Origin of the sequence: Paraburkholderia sediminicola (assembly GCF_046026895.1) — a bacterium.
GTDB lineage: Bacteria > Pseudomonadota > Gammaproteobacteria > Burkholderiales > Burkholderiaceae > Paraburkholderia > Paraburkholderia sediminicola_C.
Genome location: NZ_JAQQEU010000104.1, coordinates 1 through 19,421 on the forward strand (window position 1 = coordinate 1; position 19,421 = coordinate 19,421).

Consider the following 19,421-nt stretch of genomic DNA (forward strand, 5'->3'; position numbering starts at 1 on the left):
CACCAGGCCGATCACGAGCGTGATCATGGCGGTGGAAAGCAGCGCGTGCAGCAGTTCTTCGTCGAAATGGTCGAGCTCGCGCGTGTTCTGGCATTGCACTGCGATGCGGCTATCCGGCACGCGCGCGGCGATGCATCGGCCGGGCGGGTGGCCGGGCAGGTTCGCGAGCCGCATGGAAAACGGTTGGTCGAAGACCGGGATAGCCGGCTGATCGCCCGCGTAGCCGCCGGCAAGATGTTTGCCGTTCGCGTCGAACAGGCCGAACGGGCGCTGGTGGCGCGGATCGAACTGGTGTTGATGTTCGAATCGCGCCACCAGTTCGTCCGGTTCTTCGCGTTGCAACTGGGCGTGCTCGCGAATCAGCCAGTCGTCGATGCGCTCCTGTTCGAACCCGGTGATCTCGCGGTACAGGTAGCCGAATAGCAATATCGCGATCACGCCGAACAGCATCAGGAACAGGGTGGCGAGGCGAAAACCGGTGGTGCGGTGCAGGTCAGTCAGGCGCATGGAGCATGTATCCCGAACCGCGCACAGTATCGATCATCGGAGCCGTGCCTTCCGGGTCGAGCTTCTTTCTCAGACGGCTGATGTGCACATCGATCACATTGGTCCGCTCGTCCAGCCGGTAGTCCCATACCGCCTCGAACAGCATGGTGCGGCTCACCACCTGGCCCGCATGCTGCATCAGGTATTCGAGCAGCCTGTATTCCCGTGGCAACAGCGGCACCGGGCGGCCGGCGAAGCTCACTTCGCGCTTGAGCGGGTCAAGACGCAGCGGGCCGACCTGATACTCCTGCACGCCGGGCGCCGCTTCGCGCCGGCGCATCAGCGCGTCGAGCCGGGCGGTCAGTTCGATGAACTCGAACGGCTTGGTCAGATAATCGTCGCCGCCGGCGCGCAGACCGCGCACACGTTCGTCGACCGCGGAGAGCGCGCTCAGAATCAACACCGGCGTGAGCACGCCGGCGCTGCGCAACGCCGCCAGCATGCCGAGCCCTTCGAGTCCGCCCGGCAACATGCGATCGAGCACGATGGCGTCATAACTGTTGGCGACCGCGAGCATCAAACCGTCGCGGCCCGTGCGCGCGGTCTGCACCTTGCAGCCGTGATCGGTCAGCGCTTCGACGATCTCCGCGAGGGTTTGCTCGTCGTCTTCGACGACCAGTACGTTCGACATGCGTTTGTCCAGAAGTGAGCGCGCGGCGAACCTAAGCGAGGCGGCCGCGTACACTACGCTCGTATCCACAATGTCCCCAAGTATGCCGTGCGAAGTTGCACAGGCATTTCGCGCCAACATTAAATAATTTTAATGTTGGCCTCATCAACCTGTTTAGCGTATGCGAATTCTGCTGGTCGAAGACGATATGCGCGCCAGCCAGTTTCTGGCGCGTGGCTTGAGCGAAAGCGGTCTCATCGTCGACACCGTCGCCGATGGTGCGACCGGGCTCGCCTACGCGCGCGAGGGCATTTACGACGTGATTGTGACCGACCGGCTCCTGCCGGCGCTCGACGGCATCGCTCTCGTGCGGCAATTGCGCGCCGGCGGGGACACCACACCGGTACTGATGCTGTCCGCGGTTGGCGGGCTGAACGAACGCGTGGAGGGCATCCGCGCCGGTTGCGACGATTACCTCATGAAGCCGTATGCCTTCGTCGAAGTGCTGGCGAGAATCGAGGCGCTCGCGCGGCGCGCAGATCGCAGCCGGATGAGCGAGCGGCTCGAATGCGCGGATCTGGTGCTCCATACCCGGGCGCGAACCGCAACGCGTGGCGGCCGTGATCTGCGCCTGCAGCATCGCGAGTTTCTGTTGCTCGAATGCCTTGCGCGTCGCGAAGGCCAGGTCGTGACGCGCAGCATGCTGCTCGAGGCGGCATGGAATTACGATTTCGAACCGCGCGGCAATATCATCGATATGCACATGCATCGGCTGCGGGCGAAAGTGGACTGCGATTTTCCGGTGGCGCTGATTCATACCGTGGTGGGGGCGGGTTATGTGCTGAACCCCGTACCTTAGCAGGGGCTTTGCCGCGTCATGGACAGCCTCGTGGACGCACGCTGCGATGGCGCTTTGCGGCGCATTAAAATTTTTTCATTATTGGGCGAAAGCGCCGACAGGACCCGCTGACTAATCTGGCGATCTTCCCATGTTGCCGGAGCGTTCTCCAATGTCAGGGCTGTCCCACCCGGCGCCGTTCGCGCGTGTCGCCAGTCCTCGGGCGCATTATCCGACGATGCGCGCTGCCGTGTGCGCCGCGCTGTCCGCGCTTGGCGTCGCGATGCTGGCCGGCTGCTCGCTCGTGCCGGCCTATCAACGGCCGAGTGCGCCGCTTGCGGCAGGCTTCGACGGCGCGGCGGGCGCGTCGCTCGCCGATACGGTCCCCGTCAGGACCGGCTGGTGGCGCGAATATCACGACCCCGCGCTGGATGCGCTGGTCGATCGCAGTCTGCGCAACAACTTTACGCTGGCGTCGGCGATTGCGAGCGTCGAACAGGCGCGCGGCAACGCCGAGAAAGCCGGCGCGCCGCAGTATCCGACGCTGTCGCTAGGCGCGACCTTCGACCGCAGTCACCAGGGGCGTGGTTCGACCACCAAGACCCAGAGCCTGTTCGCCGAAGCCAGTTACGAGGTCGACTTCTGGGGCTTCAACGCCGCCAACGCCAGCGCGGCCGACCTGCTCGCGCGCGCGTCCGAGTTCGATCGCGATACGGTGGCGTTGACGCTAACCGCATCGGTGGCGGACACGTATTTCCAGGTGCAGAGCCTGCGCCGCCGTCTGGCGATCGCACGGTCCATTTCCGACGATGCCGCGCACATTCTGCAATTGTTGCTCGCGCAGCAGGAGGCGGGCGTCGCCACCGAGCTGCAGGTCCAGCAGCAGCGCAATGCGCTCGCCACCTTCCAGGCGGCGGTGCCGGCGTTGCAGCAACAGCTGGACACCAACATCCATGCGCTCGCCGTGCTGGTGGGCGCCGCGCCCGAGCAGTTCACGGTCAACGACACCGCGCTCGCCGGCATCGCCATTCCGCAACCGGGTCCGAATCTGCCGGCCAGCCTGTTGGAGACGCGCCCCGATATCCGCTCGAAGGAAGCACAGTTGCGGTCGGCCAACGAGAGCGTTGGCGCGGCGCGCGCGGCCTTCCTGCCGAACATCGTGCTGACCGCCGACGGCGGCCTCGGCAGCAAGTCGCTTTCGCATTTCCTGTCGAGTCCGTTTGCCAGCCTCGCCACATCGCTGGCCGCGCCGCTGTTCGACGGCGGCGCGCTGCGTGGTCAGTTGCACGCAAGCCAGGCCGCCGAAGCAAAAGGTGTCGCCGACTACCGACAGGCCGTCGTGACTGCGCTGCAGGACGTCGAGGATTCGCTCTCGGCGGCGCAACAGCAGCAGCTCGCGGAGGCCGCCGACCAGACCGCCGCCGACGCCGCCCGCAAAGCCGCCACGCTCGCGCAAGTCCAATACAAGCTCGGCACCGTCGACTTTCTGACCGTACTCGACGCCCAACGGACGCTCTATCAGGCCGAAGACACGCTGGTGCAGGCGCGGCTCGCGCGCCTGCAAGCTTCGGTGAGCCTGTTTCGCGCGTTCGGCGGCGGCTTCGGCGTGACCGATAGCGGCACCGCTTCCACTTCTTCGCCTTCCCGCTCATGAAACCTGCTGACCTTCCGAACCATGAGGCGCCCGGCGCGCGCCGTCGCGCGCCGCTCGTGGTGGCGTTTGTTCTTCTTGTCGTGATTCTTGTCGCGTGGCTATGGCCACGGCATCCAGCCGTGAAGCCGGCGGCCGCGGTGCCGGTCAACGCCGGCCATCCAGTGAACAGCGACTTTCCAATTCGCGTGGCCGCAGTGGGTACGGTGCAGGCGCTCAATACCGTGGACGTCAAGGTGCGTGTGGATGGCCAGTTACAGCGCGTGGCCTTCACGGAAGGGCAGGATGTGAAGGCAGGCCAGCTGCTCGCCCAACTCGACCAGGGCCCGCTCACCGCGCAATTGCATCAAGCGGAAGCGACGCAACGCAAGGATCAGGCCTCGCTCGATAACGCGAGGCTCGATCTCGCGCGTTACTCGAAACTGGTCGGCATCGGCGCGGCGACCACCCAGGCCGTGGATACCGCGAAGGCGCAGGTCGAAGCGCTCGCCGCCACTGTCGCGGCAGACGCGGCGCTGGTGCAGAGCGATCGCCTGCAAGTGAGCTTCACCACGCTCTTCGCACCGTTCACCGGCCGTGTGGGCGCGCGCGAGGCCGACCTCGGCGCGATCGTGCATCCTACCGACGCGACCGGCATCGTCACCGTCACGCAGATGGAGCCGATCACCGTGCTGTTCTCCGTACCGCAAGACGTGCTCCCCGATTTGCTCACGAATCAGGCGGCTGCGCCTTTGGCGGTGAACGTCACGACGCGTTCCGGCAGTACAGCGCTCGCCGACGGCACGCTCGTGTTCATCGACAGCACGGTCGATCCCACCACCGGTCAGATCAAACTCAAGGCCTCGTTCACCAACAGGGACCGCAAGCTGTGGCCGGGCGAGCTGGTGAATGCTCGCGTGCTGTTGCGCACCGATACGCAACGGCTCGCCGTGCCGAGCCGCGCGGTCGTGAACACGCAAAACGGCACGCAGTTATACGTGATCGACGCGAATGGCACGGCGCAGATGCGTGCGGTGCGAACCGGCGTGACGGTCGACGGTATGACGGAAATTCGCAGCGGCGTCGCGTCCGCAGACCTCGTTGTGTTCGATGGACAAAGCCGCTTGAACCCGGGCGTGCGCGTGGCGGCGATCACGCTGCCGACGGTCGCCCAGGCACCGGCCAACGCAAACCCGGCGGACAGCCAGGCTAACCAGGACAATGCGTTATGAGCCTGATGGAACTGTTCATCAAGCGGCGGATTGCGACCAGTTTTCTTGCCATCGCCGTCCTGCTGGCGGGCGCGGTAGCCTATTTTCTGCTGCCGGTCGCGCCCTTGCCGCAGGTCGATTTCCCGACCATTCAGGTCGTGGCGAAGTTGCCGGGTGCGAGTGCCGAGACCATGGCGACATCGGTAGCGACGCCACTCGAACGACAACTCTCGTTGATTGCGGGCATCACGCAGATGACGTCGTCGAGTTCGCTGGGGACCACCAACATCGCCGTGCAGTTCGATCTGTCGCGCGATATCAATGGCGCGGCGCAGGATGTGCAGACGGCGATCAACGCGGCCGGCGGCACCCTGCCGAAGAATCTGCCGAACCCGCCGACCTATGAAAAGGTCAACCCGGCCGACTTCACCTTGCTGTCACTCGCACTGACGTCGCCATCGCTCACGCTCACGCAGCTCGACAGCTACGCCGAAGACTATCTGGCGCAGCAGATTTCGCAGCTGCCAGGCGTGGGCCTCGTCGATTTCCACGGCGAGCAGCGGCCTGCCGTGCGTATCCAACTCGATCCGGACAAACTCACCGCGCGCGGCCTCACGCTGGAGGACGTGCGCTCGATCGTCGGCGTGCAGACGGTGAATGCGCCGAAGGGCAGCCTGAACGGCCCGGATCGTTCGGTGATTTTCAACGCGACCGACCAGATCACGACTGCCTCTGCGTATCGCGATCTGGTGGTCGCGTACAAGAACGGCGCGCCGATTCGCGTATCCGATCTCGGTATCGTTCTGAACGCTGCCGAAGACAACCAGCAGGCCGCATGGCTTCAGCACGAACGCGCGATCATCCTCGATATTCACAAGCAGCCTGGCTATAACGTCGTGCAGACGATTTCCAACATCAAGGCGAAGCTGCCTGCGCTGGAAGCGACGCTGCCCGCCGCCGCGCATCTGCATGTCGTGGGCGATCGTACGCAAACCATCAATGCGTCGGTGCACGACGTGCAGTTCACGCTGATGCTGACGGTCGCGCTAGTCGTCATGGTCATCTTCTCGTTTCTGCGCAACGTGTGGGCGACGATCATTCCGAGCCTGACGATTCCGTTGTCGCTGGTCGCTACGTTCGGCGTGATGTATCTGCTCGGCTATAGCCTCGACAATTTGTCGCTAATGGGGTTGACCATCGCGGTGGGCTTCGTGGTGGACGATGCGATTGTCGTGATCGAAAACGTAATGCGGCATGTCGAAGAAGGCGTGCCGCGCATGAAAGCCGCGCTGCTCGGCGCGATGGAAGTGCGCTTCACCATTATCTCGATGACGATCTCGCTGATCGCGGTGTTCATTCCGATCCTGTTGATGGGTGGCATCGTCGGCCGCCTGTTCCGCGAGTTCGCGGTGACGGTGAGCGCGGCGATCCTGACGTCGGCGCTGGTCTCGCTGACCGTCACGCCGATGCTATGCGGCTGGCTGATCCGACTGCCTGAGCCGGATGACACAGGGCGCATGCGCAAGCTTGAGGCCTGGCTCGAAAGACGCTTTGTCGCGGTCGAGCGGCGTTACGAGCGTGGTCTCGATTGGGTGTTGAATTGGCCGAGACTGATGCTTGGCGTGACGATTGCGACGATCGTCGCGACGATCGTGCTGTTCGTTGTGATCCCGAAGGGCTTCTTCCCGCAGGAAGACTCCGGGTTGATCATGGGTGTCGCGCAGGCCGCGCCGGATATTTCCCCGCGAGCGATGTCTTTGAAAATGCAGCAACTGGGCAATATCATAGAAGCCGATCCAGCCGTCGATAACGTCTACTTCTGGATGGGTGCGAATCCGACCGTGAGCCAGGGCCGCGTAATGATCAACCTGAAGGCGTTCGGTCAGCGCAAGGACAGCGCCGGGCAGGTGCTCGATCGCCTGAAGCCGCAGTTGGCGAAGGTGATGGGCATTTCATTGTCAATGCAGGTCCGCCAGGATATTCAGGTAGGTGGCCGCATCAGCGCCGCGCAGTATCAGTACACGCTGCAAGACCCGGATATCAACGAACTGAATCATTGGGCGGGTGTGCTGACCGACAAGCTGTCGAAATTGCCGCAACTGGCGGACGTCACCTCCGACCAGCAGGCGGCCGCTACCAGCGCGACGCTCGTGATCGACCGCAGTACGGCCTCGCGCTTCGGCATTACCGCGCAAGCCATCGACGACACGCTCTACGACGCGTTCGGCCAGCGGCAGATCGCAACACTGTTCACGCAGCTGAATCAGTACCACGTCGTCGAGGAAGTCGATCCGGGCTTCCAGTTGACTACCGACGCGCTCGCGCACCTCTACGTGCGTTCGCCGCTGACCAATGAACTGGTGCCGCTCAATACGCTCGCAAAGATCGAAAACAACGTGTCGCCGATTTCGGTGAATCACCAGGGGTTGTTCCCGGCTGTGACGATCTCGTTCAACCTGGCCCCGGGGCAATCGCTCGGCAATGCCGTGACGGCGATTCACCGGGCCGAAACCGCGGCAGGCAAACCCGACAGCTTGACGGGGTCGTTCCAGGGTACAGCGCAGGCGTTTCAGGCCTCCCTTTCGAGCGAACCGTATCTGATCGCGGCGGCGCTCGTCGTGGTGTATCTGATTCTCGGCGTCCTGTACGAAAGCGCGATTCATCCGTTCACCATCATTTCGACGCTGCCCTCGGCGGGGGTGGGGGCATTGCTTGCGTTGATGCTGTGCGGCCAGGATCTCTCGATCATGGGGATGATCGGCATCATCCTGCTGATCGGTATCGTGAAGAAAAACGCGATCATGATGATCGACTTCGCGCTCGTGGCCGAGCGTGAGCAAGGCTTGTCGCCGCATGAAGCGATCCGTCAGGCGTGCGTGCTGCGCTTCCGGCCGATCATGATGACGACGCTCGCCGCGCTGTTTGGCGCACTGCCGCTCGCGCTCGGTCATGGCGCGGGCGCGGAACTGCGTGTCCCGCTGGGCATCGCGATTGTCGGCGGCCTGATTCTTTCGCAAATGCTGACCCTCTTCACGACGCCGGTGGTGCACCTGTGGTTCGACCGTCTGTCGCATTGGCTGGCGAAACGGCGCGCGAAAGGCAGCATGCTCGAGCGTGAACCGGTAGGTTGAGCGCCGGTGGCGCTCAACCTACCGATGCGCTCGCCATGCTCAGCGTGTCATGTCGGCAAGCATTCCAATTCTGCGGGATCGGCGCCGATCGGGCGCGGCGGTCCCGGCAGTGTCGCAATAAGGCGTCGTGGGTAGAATTCGCGAACCGACTTGGTCGCCGACCGGTTCTATTCGCTGGTGATGTGAGCATTCCTATTGATCTGTAATTTGTTCGCCACGCCATCCTTATCGCGACACTACCTCGGCTGATGGAACCGCTCGGCTATATCCCGCCCGCAGAAGCTGAGGCAAACTACTACCGACAACTCAACAATACTGCTGCTGTGCCCGTATTAACTTAAACCAACCAGCCTCCACGATTCCCGGGGCGGTTCATTTGTGTATAAGGAGATGGGTTAAAGCTGCCTCGAAGATCAGGTAAAGTGTCGGGATGAAAATGCTGACCGCTAAAGACTTTTCTCAAATTGTGCCGGACTCGCAGGGGCGAACTCGATACTCCACGCATTACACTAATCTGATGACGGATTATGAGCGGACGAATCCACTCCCTCCCAGTGAGCAATACCGTATCTGTGGTGCTCGTGTGAATCCGATCGGCGGTCGCTGCAGTCAAAACGGCACCAGATTCGGAAGGGTGATCTTTACTACTGAATCGATTTATAAGACCTGCGCAGAGCTCAATCACCTATTAGGCAAAGAGCAAAAGCTTCAATTAGTTCGATCGATAGCGGAAGTCACCGACCAACAGAATAACGTGGTGGGCTATATACGAGGTGATCAGGAACGCGGCTTCTATGGCGAAATCGAATCGTGGACGGACTCGACCGGGCGCGTGAATCGCAACCAGAGTAAGAACGTGGTGACCGACCTCTTGGAAGGCGGAAACTTCAAACGCATTGCAGATGCCAAGCGCGAGATGCGCGGCGCGGTTACCTCGTGGTAGGTTGAAACTCCGATTCGCTTAAGCAGCCGTTGCGTGCAATGCGCAACGGCTTTTCTACACTCCCAAACGTCCCATAACCGCTGCCGTGCCGTTCGCTATCCCGTGCAGACTCAAGAAGGGGGACCACTCTGCCGGTGTACAGCGCCAAGACAGTGACACGGCAGGTCGAATCGAGAATAGCCAGATCGGTGTGTTCCTGTGCTACGCAGGCAACGGGGGTAGCGCATTCATTGACCGGGAACTGTATCTGCCTCAGTCGTGGATTGAAGATCGTCCACGTTGTCGGGCAGCGGGCGTCCCCGACAACGTGGAGTTCGCAACCAAGCCGCAGCTTGCGCGCCAGATGCTTGAACGGACGCTGGATTGGGGCGTACCCTGCGGCTGGGTCACCGGAGATGAGGTGTATGGTGGCGATCGTTTATAATCGGCGCCTACGAAGTTGCTGTGATTCGTTGATGGGCAGTCGTAACCGTGGGTCGTAATGGGCCTATAGTCAAAGGTAGAAAAAAGCCCGACAGCTTTACCGGCTGTCGGACTTTGTCATCAGATAGCGGAGCAGGACCCGCGAATAACCAACTCTGTCGGAAAGACAATTCGCCGTCTTTCTTCAACTTTCCCCATAATGCGATCCAAAATCAATTGAGCGCTAGCTCTTCCAACATCCTCATAATCCCACTTAACCACAGTTATTGGTGGGGTTGATAGCAGCGCAAGATCAGAGTCGCTGTTTCCTATCACCGATATGTCCTCGGGAATTCTTAAGCCCCGACCTCGTATGGCCTTTAGCACGCCAGTAAGCATGTCGATGCCGCCTGCCAGTACGGCAGTAGGCCGTACCGCTTCATCCAACGACGAGCTAGTCTCAAAGAAGGCGGTACTAGATTCGAAAGTGCTGAACCTTACCCAGTGAGGATCGACGGATAAGCCCGCATCTTTGAAAGCGCGATGATATCCCCGCACGCGGGAGCGGCCGGGGTACACATCAGTGCTACCCGTAATGAGGAGAATGCGCCGGTGCCCCAAACCGATCAGATAGGAGACAGCTTGATACGTACCAAACTCGTGATCGATAAGCGTGCAATCACAGTTCTCAGTCAGGTCACGATCTGACAGGAGGATCGGGAACGTGGCTTTCTCGCGAGCCCGCACAAGCTGTGCATCATCCTCACTCGCAGTTGTCATTATCAATCCGTCAATCCGGCGTCGACAGAATTGATCTAGCATCTGAAGTTCACGCCCGCGATTATTCTCTACGCTGTTTATAAGCATCGCGTAGCCATGTGCATCGAACACCGTTTGAGCCGCTTTGACGAATCCAGCCAGCACCGGGATGGTTATATCGCGAACAATGATGCCTATCTCATAGGAGTTTCCTCGCATGGCTTGCGCATTACGGTCTGGCACAAAACCCAACTTGGAGATCGCTTCCCGAACCCGTAATACATTGTCTGGGCCTACCGTCGAGGCGTTGTTAATAACGCGAGAAGCGGTGCCGACAGAGACACCCGCCATACGCGCAACATCCCGGATTGTTACTGATGCCATTGTGATCTCTGTCAGCAGATGGTAAAGGCTATTGCAGGATTAGGGCGCGCAGGCTTTTCAGGTCCGCCAGGCACCGCAGTTGAAGCCACAGCGCAGCAGCGTTATCCTCGCTAAGCTTGGTCGTCGCGCAGTCGATAAACTTATCTTTCAGTTCGATTTCATCAAGCGGAAGCTGATGACTGCCCTTGGCAAACTCCACGGTACGCTCAAGCACCTGTCCGTTCGAAAGAGTCAGTTTAACCTGTTCCTGCGGGGCGAAGGGAAGACCGGGCATCGAGCCACCCACGGTCGTGATAGACACGCGTGGGAAAATTGATTGAATGTCGTCACGGGTAACGAAGTCGTCTGACAGTTCCTTCAGCGAGCAACGGCGCACAGCTAGGGCGGATGCAATAGCGAACTGCATACTGAACTTCGCCTCAAGACCCGTAGTGGGGCGAGCATTGCGCAGCATAACCATTTGCATGTCGCCAGTCACAACATCAATCGAACTAATGTCCTCAGTTGTAAGGTCATGCTCAATTGCAAGTTCAGTAACCACGTCGATTACTCGATGTGCGCCATAACAAACGGGGTAGCGTTTAACGTTCAATACCCCTGCACCAGCCTTCCAATCGACGCTGGGTACGCCGGTGCGCAGCACGCGATCAAGAGCAGGATTACGACTCGGCGAGTGGGAAAGTAAGAAGCCGCTGTCGTGCTCGAACACATCAGGACTGCCAGTGAAACCCTTTGATGCGAGCCTAGCTGCAAGTAGACCGGCTTGGGCTGCGCGGCCCACATGGAGCGGTTTCGTCATTGTGCCGAAGCTGGCAACCAGGCCAGAAGCGAGAGACGACGCGATAGCAAGCGCGTTGGCGGTCTGCTCTGCTGTGAGGTTCAACAAGTACGCGCAACTGCCGGCAGCTGCAACAGTGCCAAAGATGGCGGTCGGGTGGAATCCCTGTTTGTAAAGGGGCAGGGGATCAAGTCCTTCGATCATGCCCCATGTCTCAAAGCCTACGAGGTACGCGCGAATAGCTCGTTCCCCGCTCGCATTGATAGCTGCGCCTAGAGCCAGTACAGCGGGAACAATGACTGCGCTAGGGTGCCCAGACAGGCCGACATCATCGTAGTCAAGCACATGGGCCGCGATACCGTTGATGAGTGCTGCGTCCTCCATTCGAACTTGCAAGCCGCGGCAAATAACCGGCACGCCGTCATTATCGGGAATCGACAATGATGCGGCAATCGACACTGCTTCTTCATCAGATCCGGCAATCAGAACTCCAACGCAGTCCGCGAAGGCATCAAGAGCCATCTTCTTAGCCGCTTCGGGAATAGGGTTTGCATCAAGTGTTGTGATGAACTGCGCAATCTGTTGAGTATAGGGGGCATTCATAAGCTCATCTCTATTAGAAAGGGTGTCGAAATTTCGACGCTTTCTGTTTTCATACACTAAATAAAATCGTTTAGCCTGCCGGTACCAAGAACAGCAGATCAAGCGACCACACGATCATCATGACGAAGAAGCTCATGATAGTGAACCCCATAACGCGACGAATGGACACACCGGTAATCGCAAGGATCGGAAGCATCCACATCGGTTGGATCATGTCGGCAGCACCTTCACCCGAGGCGACGCCGATAAGGGTCGCGGGGATCGAGGCGTGCAGAGCATGCGCGACCGGGATGATGAACGGGCCTTGAACTGCCCAGTGACCGCCAGCAGAGGGAACGAAGAGCGAGATCAAGGTCGAGCTGATAAGGCTCCAAAAGGGCAGCGTAGTCGTGGTCGAGAACGAACCAAACCACTCAGCGAGCACCGTTGCGAGACCCGTCGTGGTCATGATGCCCATGATGCCGCCGTAGAACGGGAATTGCAGCAGCAGCGAACCGGTCAGCCTCGCACCCTTGCTGATAGCCGCGGCATACGCATCAGGACGACCATGAAGAGCCATACCGGCAAGCATGAACCCAATGATCATCGACATCAGGTCGAACGTCAGGCCGCTTAAAATGAAGTGAGTAACGCCACCGATAACGACCAACGCATTAATCCACCACGCGCGACTGAGCTTAGCGCTGATCGTATTGGAGACATCTTCCTCAGTTTGCTCGATGGCTGCGGCGCTAGTGTCTTCAGCAATCAGTCGTTCCGAGTCGGCCGGGATGATGTTTGCACCACGCGGGCGCATAGCGATGAACAGCAGTGGCAGCACGATCATCAGAACGATAACCGGAATCACGTTATACGACGCGAGTTCGATTTCGCTCAGAGGGATGACGTGACCCGTCACCTTCTCAACGATGTTCAGCGGATTGCCTTTGGTTGCGCTGATAAGTTCAACGGAGCAGGAAAGGCCCTGAGTGAATAGTGCGAAACCCGAGAAGCAGGCAGCGACGATCCACGCATAGTCCTCCTTCGAGCGCTTGGCGATTTCGCGAGCAAACAGGCCGGTAGCGATAAGCGCGAATGCCCAATGGAGAATAGCGCACACCGCGATCGTCAATACCGTCACAGCAGCGACTGCGGCGGGGGTCTTCGGCAGCGATGCCAGTTTCTTCAACAGACGAGCTACCGGTTTTGCGACTGCCAACGCGTAACCAGTGACCAGCATCAGAGCGACGAGGAATGCATAGCTCGCGATGTCGAACATCCCCTTATACCAACCTTCGAGGATGATCTTCGGTGCGGACTTCGGCGCATAGAAGAACGCAAGAAGAGCAGTTACAAACGTCAGCAACAGTGCGATTGAAAACGAGTCAGGCATGTACCGCTCGAACAAGCGGACGAAAAACATTGAGACACGAGAGAGAGCAGGCTGCCCCGCTGTTGCCCGATCCTGTGCCGGCTGAGAGTGGACATATTGTTCTGATTCATTCATAGATGTCTCCGAGGGTTTCGTCTGTGATATTTCTATCAAGTCGGCAGGTGTTGAACCGTTACATTGAAACGGTTCACGCAAGTTTGTTGCAGACGATGAAAATGGGTCAACGTAGCGTTAACCACTAATCTCTAAAATGCCCTTAGAAATCAAGCCTGTATGTCGCTAAGTCCAATCATCGGTACTTACCCCACTCGGATTATTTGTGCTTGAGATGAAACGGTTCATTGACATCCGCGCAGATTTCTTTTTAAAGTTGTGGAAAGCGTTCGTTCGGTAGGGACCGGGGACGTAATCAAGGGAGATAGCGCTATGGAACAGAAGTTGCCGCTCGACGGTGTAACTGTTGTGGAGATCTGTCACAGCTTTGCAGGCCCCTACGCGGGGTCGATCTTGGCCCAGTTGGGTGCTAACGTAATCAAGGTTGAGAATCCGGGTCGCGGCGATGATGCTCGCGCTTGGGGGCCTCCGAACTGGGGCAACACGTCCACGTCGTACCACGCGATGAATCGGGACAAGTCGGGTATCGCTCTCGACATGAAGGATGAAACAGAGGCGGCAGCGCTTCGTCGATTCATTGTGGAAGAAGCGGACGTTGTAATCCAGAGTCTGCGTGCTGGCGCTATTGATCCTCTGGGCTTCGGGGCTGCGGAATTGCGCGCACTCAAGCCGAGCCTCATTTATTGCAATCTCAGCGCTTTCGGTAACGTGGGCCCCTTGAAGGGCAAGCCGGGATACGACCCACTGGTTCAGGCCCGCTCGGGTTTGATGAGCGTTACAGGCAACGGCGGCGATCCAGTACGTATCGGCACCTCCATTGTGGACATGGGAAGTGGCATGTGGTGCGCGATAGGTATCCTCGCAGCACTCAACAAACGCAATCAAACGGGTGAGGGTACTACTGTAGACGCATCACTGTTTGAGACAGGCCTCTCCTGGATGACAGTGCACATGGCGGGTTACAGTGCCTCGGGTATCGTGCGTAAGCCGATGGGATCGGGGCTCGTGGAGATCGTGCCACATCAGGCGTTTACCACGTGCGATGGTCACGTGATGATTGCCGCAGCGAACGATTCGCTGTTCTCAAAGTTGGCAACTGCTATCGGCCGCGCGGACCTCACGACGGATCCTTTGTACTCGACTAACAATGCACGCGTTATCAATCGCGAGACATTGATTCCCCTCCTGAATTCGATTCTCGCTACCAATACGGCATCGCATTGGGTTGATGTCTTGGATGCAGCAGGTGTTCCTATCGCGCCTTTGCAGACAATTGATCAGGTCGCTAAAGACCCGCAAGCAGAAGCGCTGGGGATCTTTCAGAAGCCGGAAGGCGTAAGTGATTTGGCCTTGACGGGCATTCCGTTGAATTTCGACGGTCAGCGTCCTGCGTTGCGACGTTTGGCTCCCGATCTTGGCCAACACAATGAACTGGTACTCGGCAAGGAAGAAAGCAAATGACGAAGTATGAAATGATCGAAGTGGAGGACGTGGGCAGCGTTAAGGTCGCCAAGCTCAATCGTCCGCAAGCGGCCAACGCGATCAACACGCAACTGGGCTGCGAGCTTCTGGATGTATTCGCAGACTTAGCGGTGCCTCGGGATACGCGTTGCGTGATTCTGAGTGCGGCGGGCGAGCGTCATTTCTGTGCTGGTGGCGATCTTAAAGAACGCAACGGCATGACCGACGATCAGTATCTGAAACAGCACGCTGTCTACGAACGCATGGTTCGCGCTATCGTCGAATGCCCGATCCCCGTCATTGCCGCAGTCAACGGCATTGCCTACGCGGGCGGAACGGAACTCGTGCTGGCCTGTGACTTCGCATACGCAGTCCCGCATGCACGATTTGCCCTGACTGAAACAAGCCTGGGCATCATGCCGGGATGCGGTGGTACCCAGAATCTTCCGCGAGCTATCGGTATGCGTCGGGCCAAGGAGTTGATTCTCTCGGCCACCCCATTCTCGGCAGAAGAAGCATTGCAATGGGGAATGCTGAACAAAATCGTTTCGGGTTCCGTGATGGATGAAGCGATGGCAACGGCAACGAAGATTGCATCGAACGGGCCGCTGGCAATCACGCAGGCGAAGCGGGCTATGAACTTCGGCGCTCAAATGGATCTTCGGTCTGCGATGGAATTCGAGATCGACGCGTATAACCGCCTTGCAACGTCGAACGATCGCAAGGAAGGCATTGCTGCGTTCAACGAGAACCGCGCTCCGCAGTGGACAGGTAATTAAAAGGATTAGAAATCATGGCAGAGAAAATTCAGATTCGAGAGGTTGGCCTCCGCGACGGATTGCAAATCGTTAAAACGGTTATGCCGATCGACGCGAAACTCGATTGGATCAAAACCGAGTACGAAGCGGGCGTTACGGAAATCGAGGTCTGCTCGTTCGTTCCGACGAAACTTATTCCCCAGTTCGGCGATCGGGAAGAAATCGTTCCCCAGGCATTGGCCTTCGACGGTCTGACCGTTACGGCATTGGTGCCGAATATCCGCGGTGCTGAAGACGGGATTCGTCTCGGTGTGCATAAGCTGAACTTCGTGATGAGCGTCAGCGAAGGTCACAATCTGTCGAATGTACGTCGCAGTACCGAAGATTCGTTCGCTGACTTTGCGGTCATGGCAAGGCGGGTTCACGAGATCACAGGCAACAGACCAAAGATCGTGGGTGGTCTCTCGACGTGCTTCGGATGTACTATCGAAGGCAAGGTATCGGAGCAGCGTGCGATCGAATTCGCACATCGTCTACTCGACCTAGGTGCTGATGAACTCACCATCTGTGACACCGTGGGCTACGCAAGTCCGGATCAGGTCCGGCGCGTCTTCGAAGGGATTCTGAAGTTCACGGGAAACACTCCGGTCGCGGCTCATTTCCACGATACGCGTGGTCTGGGCATCGCTAATGCGTTGGCTGCGGCAGACGTCGGCGTCCGCTACTTGGATTCGTCCTTGGCAGGATTGGGCGGCTGTCCTTATGCACCGGGGGCCACAGGCAACGTAGTCACTGAGGATTTGGCATTCCTCTTTGCGTCGATGGGGTTCGATACCGGTATCGACATCGAGAAGCTTTTGAAGGTACGGGATATTGTTGCTCGTGCTCTTCCCGATGAAAAGCTGCGTGGTGGTACGTATCAGGCAGGTCTCCCCAAGGATTTTACCTACGCAAAAGCACGATAAAGGAAAAGAAAATGAGCAACGATACTAAGACTCCTATCAATGGTCTCACCGTCGAACTGGGCGAGGATTACAGCGATCTGCGCGACGCGGTACGCAAGTTGTGTGAAGGTTTTCCCGGTGAGTACTGGCGTGGTCTCGAAAAGACGGATGAGTATCCGACTGAGTTCATCAAGGCTCTGACGGAAGCCGGGTTCTTGGCTGCATTGATTCCCGAAGAGTACGGCGGCTCGGGCCTGCCCCTTCGTGCGGCAGCGATTATTCTCGAAGAAATCAATGCCTCGGGTTGCGTGGCTTCGCAAGGCCATGCACAAATGTACATCATGGGCGCGCTTCTCCGTCACGGCAGCGAAGAGCAGAAGCAGAAATACCTGCCGGGTATCGCGAGCGGCGAGCTTCGTTTGCAAGCATTCGGCGTTACCGAACCCACCAGCGGTACTGACACTACAAGCCTGAAGACCACTGCTGTGCGTCAAGGCGACAAGTACATCGTCAACGGACAGAAGGTGTTCATCTCGCGTGCACTGCATTCGGATCTGATGCTTCTCCTGGCGCGCACGACGCCGCTCAAGGACGTTCAGAAAAAGACTGACGGTATGTCGATCTTCCTCGTGGATATTCACGAGAATCTTGGCAAGGGCATAGAGATTCGCCACATTGATTCAATGATTAATCACGGCGCAACGGAAATCTTCTTTGACAATCTCACAGTTCCGGCCGAGAACCTGATCGGTGTCGAAGGTCGCGGCTTTCATTACATTCTCGACGGCATGAATGCTGAACGCATTCTCGTCGGTACCGAAGCGGTGGGGGATGCCCGATACTGCCTGAAGAAAGCAGTCGATTACGCAAATGAGCGTAGGGTATTCGGGCGCACCATCGGCAAGAATCAGGGCGTGCAGTTCCCGTTGGCGCGTGTGCATATCGACATCGAGGTTGCGGATCAGATGTGCCGCAAAGCTGCGGCTCAGTTCACTGCGGGTGCGGAGTGTGGCGAGGCGGCAAACGTTGCCAAGCTCCTGGCATCCGAAGTCGCGTTCAAGGCCGCAGACGTGGCAATGCAAACTATGGGCGGCTTCTCGTTTGCTCGCGAGTACGACATCGAACGCAAGTGGCGTGAAACCCGTCTCTATCAAATCGCACCGATCTCGACCAACTTGATTCTGAGCTTCGTCGGCCAGCACGTCCTGGGCCTTGAGCGCTCGTTCTAACACAGGGGCAATTATGAAACTCATTCGTTATGGTGCAGTTGGCGCAGAAAAGCCGGGGCTGATCGCAGCAGACGGCACTATTCGCAGTCTGTCCCCGGTGATCGGCGACATCGGTCCCGATCAACTGGCGCCGGAATCGCTTCGTGCACTGGCCGGTCTGGATACGTCGGCTCTTCCCGTGGTCGAAGGCGATGTCCGCTACGGCGTACCGGTCGCGGGTATTCGCGAAGTCGTGGCCATCGGTCTCAATTACAAGCAGCACGCAATCGAAGCCGGAATGAAAATTCCGACTGAGCCGATGATCTTCAGCAAGGCCGTGGCGTCGCTCAGCGGTGCCAATGATGACATCCTGCTTTATCGCGGTTCTGAAACTACCGACTGGGAAGTCGAACTCGGTATCGTGATCGGTCGCGACTGTGATCACGTATCGCAAGAAGAGGCACTAAATTACGTCGCTGGTTACGTCAACGTGAATGATGTGTCCGAACGCACGTGGCAAATCGACCGCGGTGGACAGTTCTTCAAGGGCAAGAGCGCCAAATCATTTTGCCCGGTCGGCCCGTGGCTGGTGACTGCTGATGAAGTCGGCGATCCGCAGAAGCTCGGGCTTCGTCTAACCGTCAACGGCGAAACGATGCAGGATGGCAATACCTCGGACATGATTTTCCCGGTTGCGGAAATCATCTCCTGCGTATCGCATCATCTGCCGCTTCGTGCTGGCGATCTCATCATCACCGGTACCCCGGCCGGCGTCGGCATGGGTTTCAATCCGCGCAAGTACCTGAAGGCGGGAGACGTGGTAGAACAGGAAGTGGACGGTTTGGGCGTGCAACGACATCAAGTGGTGTCCCACAGTAAGTAATGCAGTAGAGGGATAGTAGTGGTTGGTCTGAGAGTAGAGAGTTTTGACCGAACTCTCTTTGGCTGATGGTTCTTTTCCAGAGACCATCAGCCTTTTTCGGCCTAGTTAGTCATCGAGAGCTATTTCAATAAACCGCGGGAGTTTGCTGTTCCTTCTGATTGTCAGCCAGTATGTTGTCGAGCAATTGAAACGACGCTAACCAGCAGGCCCGGCGCCAGATGAGTTCAAGACCGGTTCAGCCGATTTGCCAACGTTTTTGATCGTGACATCGACGACTGTCGTACCTGGGACCCCGCCATTGGCACTCGCTCAGGACAAAACGGTGCTCCAGTGGGGTCGATAACGGGCGTACACACACAGGCTGAGACTGGCGGGGCTACGCAGTCGGGTTGGGAAGAGCGACCCACCGCAGCGGCGCCCGCGTGAACTGCCGGCGCTTACGGCAAAGTCGCTGTACCGCCGATCATTGATTGACAGCACCGGGACGCGCCGCAATGACAGGCGTACTGCGCCCGAACGTCATCTGTAATCGCGCCGTCAACGACCAGGCCGTTGTCGATAAACAGCTCCTCGCCGGGATTGATCGCAATGAGCGCATGAATGAACACGCGATCGCCGATCTCGATCGCCTCGCAGTTTGGCTTGCACGCGGGGTTCAGAAATCGTGCGCTGTTGCCACCCCGGCTGCCATCAATGACCCGTCCGTCTGAAAGGCCGAACACGGAAGTGTGCCCGGCATCCGATCGCTGACGCGCGGCTGCGCGTCGCCAGCTGGTGAGTTCACCCTTGTATTCAATGAGGCGCTCGCCCGCCTCGAGAGGCTGCAGTGCAAACAGCCCGGTGCCG

Annotated in this window: 15 protein-coding genes and 3 pseudogenes; 12 read left to right on the plus strand and 6 right to left on the minus strand. The window is 58.6% G+C overall.

All coding sequences use genetic code 11. The features are described from left to right. Nucleotides 1–507 (minus strand): annotated as a pseudogene (locus PQR02_RS36375) (sensor histidine kinase); the annotation flags it as partial. Then, nucleotides 494–1,177: a response regulator transcription factor gene (locus PQR02_RS36380; RefSeq protein WP_317016507.1), complete on the minus strand. Its 684-nt coding sequence runs from the start codon at nucleotides 1,175–1,177 to the stop codon at nucleotides 494–496. The gene PQR02_RS36380 and the pseudogene PQR02_RS36375, both read right to left, overlap by 14 nt. A 160-nt stretch (nucleotides 1,178–1,337) precedes the next feature. Between PQR02_RS36380 and PQR02_RS36385 the strand changes: the two genes are divergently transcribed. The 7 genes and pseudogenes from PQR02_RS36385 to PQR02_RS36415 form a co-directional block, all read left to right on the plus strand. Then, complete coding sequence (locus tag PQR02_RS36385; RefSeq protein WP_408242715.1) at nucleotides 1,338–2,015, plus strand: response regulator transcription factor; 678 nt, start codon at nucleotides 1,338–1,340, stop codon at nucleotides 2,013–2,015. Nucleotides 2,016–2,166: 151 nt separating this feature from the next. Next, nucleotides 2,167–3,648, plus strand: coding sequence for an efflux transporter outer membrane subunit (locus PQR02_RS36390; RefSeq protein WP_408242716.1), 1,482 nt, complete (start codon nucleotides 2,167–2,169; stop codon nucleotides 3,646–3,648). Continuing rightward, a complete protein-coding gene (locus tag PQR02_RS36395) occupies nucleotides 3,645–4,856 on the plus strand; it encodes an efflux RND transporter periplasmic adaptor subunit (protein WP_408242717.1) in 1,212 nt (403 codons plus the stop codon). The genes PQR02_RS36390 and PQR02_RS36395 overlap by 4 nt, the downstream gene beginning before the upstream one ends. Then, complete coding sequence (locus PQR02_RS36400; RefSeq protein ID WP_408242718.1) at nucleotides 4,853–7,966, plus strand: efflux RND transporter permease subunit; 3,114 nt, start codon at nucleotides 4,853–4,855, stop codon at nucleotides 7,964–7,966. Before PQR02_RS36395 ends, PQR02_RS36400 begins: the two co-directional genes overlap by 4 nt. 212 nt (nucleotides 7,967–8,178) lie before the next feature. Further along, nucleotides 8,179–8,307, plus strand: a pseudogene (locus PQR02_RS36405) (IS3 family transposase); the annotation flags it as partial. 89 nt (nucleotides 8,308–8,396) lie between these two features. Beyond that, nucleotides 8,397–8,909 (plus strand): hypothetical protein, encoded by a 513-nt coding sequence (locus PQR02_RS36410; RefSeq protein ID WP_408242719.1) that lies wholly within the window; start codon nucleotides 8,397–8,399, stop codon nucleotides 8,907–8,909. A gap of 109 nt (nucleotides 8,910–9,018) precedes the next feature. Continuing rightward, nucleotides 9,019–9,318: pseudogene (locus PQR02_RS36415) on the plus strand (transposase); the annotation flags it as partial. Between the two features lie 134 nt (nucleotides 9,319–9,452). On the opposite strand, the gene PQR02_RS36420 reads toward PQR02_RS36415, so the two are convergent. The 3 genes from PQR02_RS36420 to PQR02_RS36430 form a co-directional block, all read right to left on the minus strand. Further along, a complete protein-coding gene (locus tag PQR02_RS36420; protein ID WP_408242720.1) occupies nucleotides 9,453–10,454 on the minus strand; it encodes a LacI family DNA-binding transcriptional regulator in 1,002 nt (333 codons plus the stop codon). 28 nt (nucleotides 10,455–10,482) lie between these two features. Then, on the minus strand, nucleotides 10,483–11,835 hold the full coding sequence (locus PQR02_RS36425; protein ID WP_408242721.1) for an MmgE/PrpD family protein: 1,353 nt from the start codon (nucleotides 11,833–11,835) through the stop codon (nucleotides 10,483–10,485). Nucleotides 11,836–11,905: 70 nt separating this feature from the next. Next, nucleotides 11,906–13,321: a TIGR00366 family protein gene (locus tag PQR02_RS36430; RefSeq protein ID WP_408242722.1), complete on the minus strand. Its 1,416-nt coding sequence runs from the start codon at nucleotides 13,319–13,321 to the stop codon at nucleotides 11,906–11,908. 312 nt (nucleotides 13,322–13,633) lie between these two features. On the opposite strand from PQR02_RS36430, the gene PQR02_RS36435 reads away from it, so the two are divergent. From PQR02_RS36435 to PQR02_RS36455, 5 genes are read left to right on the plus strand one after another with little or no spacing between them, the layout of a single operon-like run. Beyond that, nucleotides 13,634–14,782, plus strand: coding sequence for a CaiB/BaiF CoA transferase family protein (locus PQR02_RS36435; RefSeq protein WP_408242723.1), 1,149 nt, complete (start codon nucleotides 13,634–13,636; stop codon nucleotides 14,780–14,782). Continuing rightward, complete coding sequence (locus PQR02_RS36440; protein ID WP_408242724.1) at nucleotides 14,779–15,561, plus strand: enoyl-CoA hydratase/isomerase family protein; 783 nt, start codon at nucleotides 14,779–14,781, stop codon at nucleotides 15,559–15,561. Before PQR02_RS36435 ends, PQR02_RS36440 begins: the two co-directional genes overlap by 4 nt. 14 nt (nucleotides 15,562–15,575) lie before the next feature. Continuing rightward, complete coding sequence (locus tag PQR02_RS36445) at nucleotides 15,576–16,505, plus strand: hydroxymethylglutaryl-CoA lyase (RefSeq protein WP_408242725.1); 930 nt, start codon at nucleotides 15,576–15,578, stop codon at nucleotides 16,503–16,505. An 11-nt stretch (nucleotides 16,506–16,516) separates the two neighbouring features. Beyond that, a complete protein-coding gene (locus tag PQR02_RS36450; protein WP_408242726.1) occupies nucleotides 16,517–17,713 on the plus strand; it encodes an acyl-CoA dehydrogenase family protein in 1,197 nt (398 codons plus the stop codon). Nucleotides 17,714–17,726: 13 nt separating this feature from the next. Next, nucleotides 17,727–18,575: a fumarylacetoacetate hydrolase family protein gene (locus PQR02_RS36455; RefSeq protein WP_408242727.1), complete on the plus strand. Its 849-nt coding sequence runs from the start codon at nucleotides 17,727–17,729 to the stop codon at nucleotides 18,573–18,575. Between the two features lie 437 nt (nucleotides 18,576–19,012). On the opposite strand, the gene PQR02_RS36460 is transcribed toward PQR02_RS36455, so the two are convergent. Next, nucleotides 19,013–19,421 (minus strand): SET domain-containing protein (locus tag PQR02_RS36460; RefSeq protein WP_408242728.1); only part of this gene is annotated, 409 nt, incomplete at its 5' end.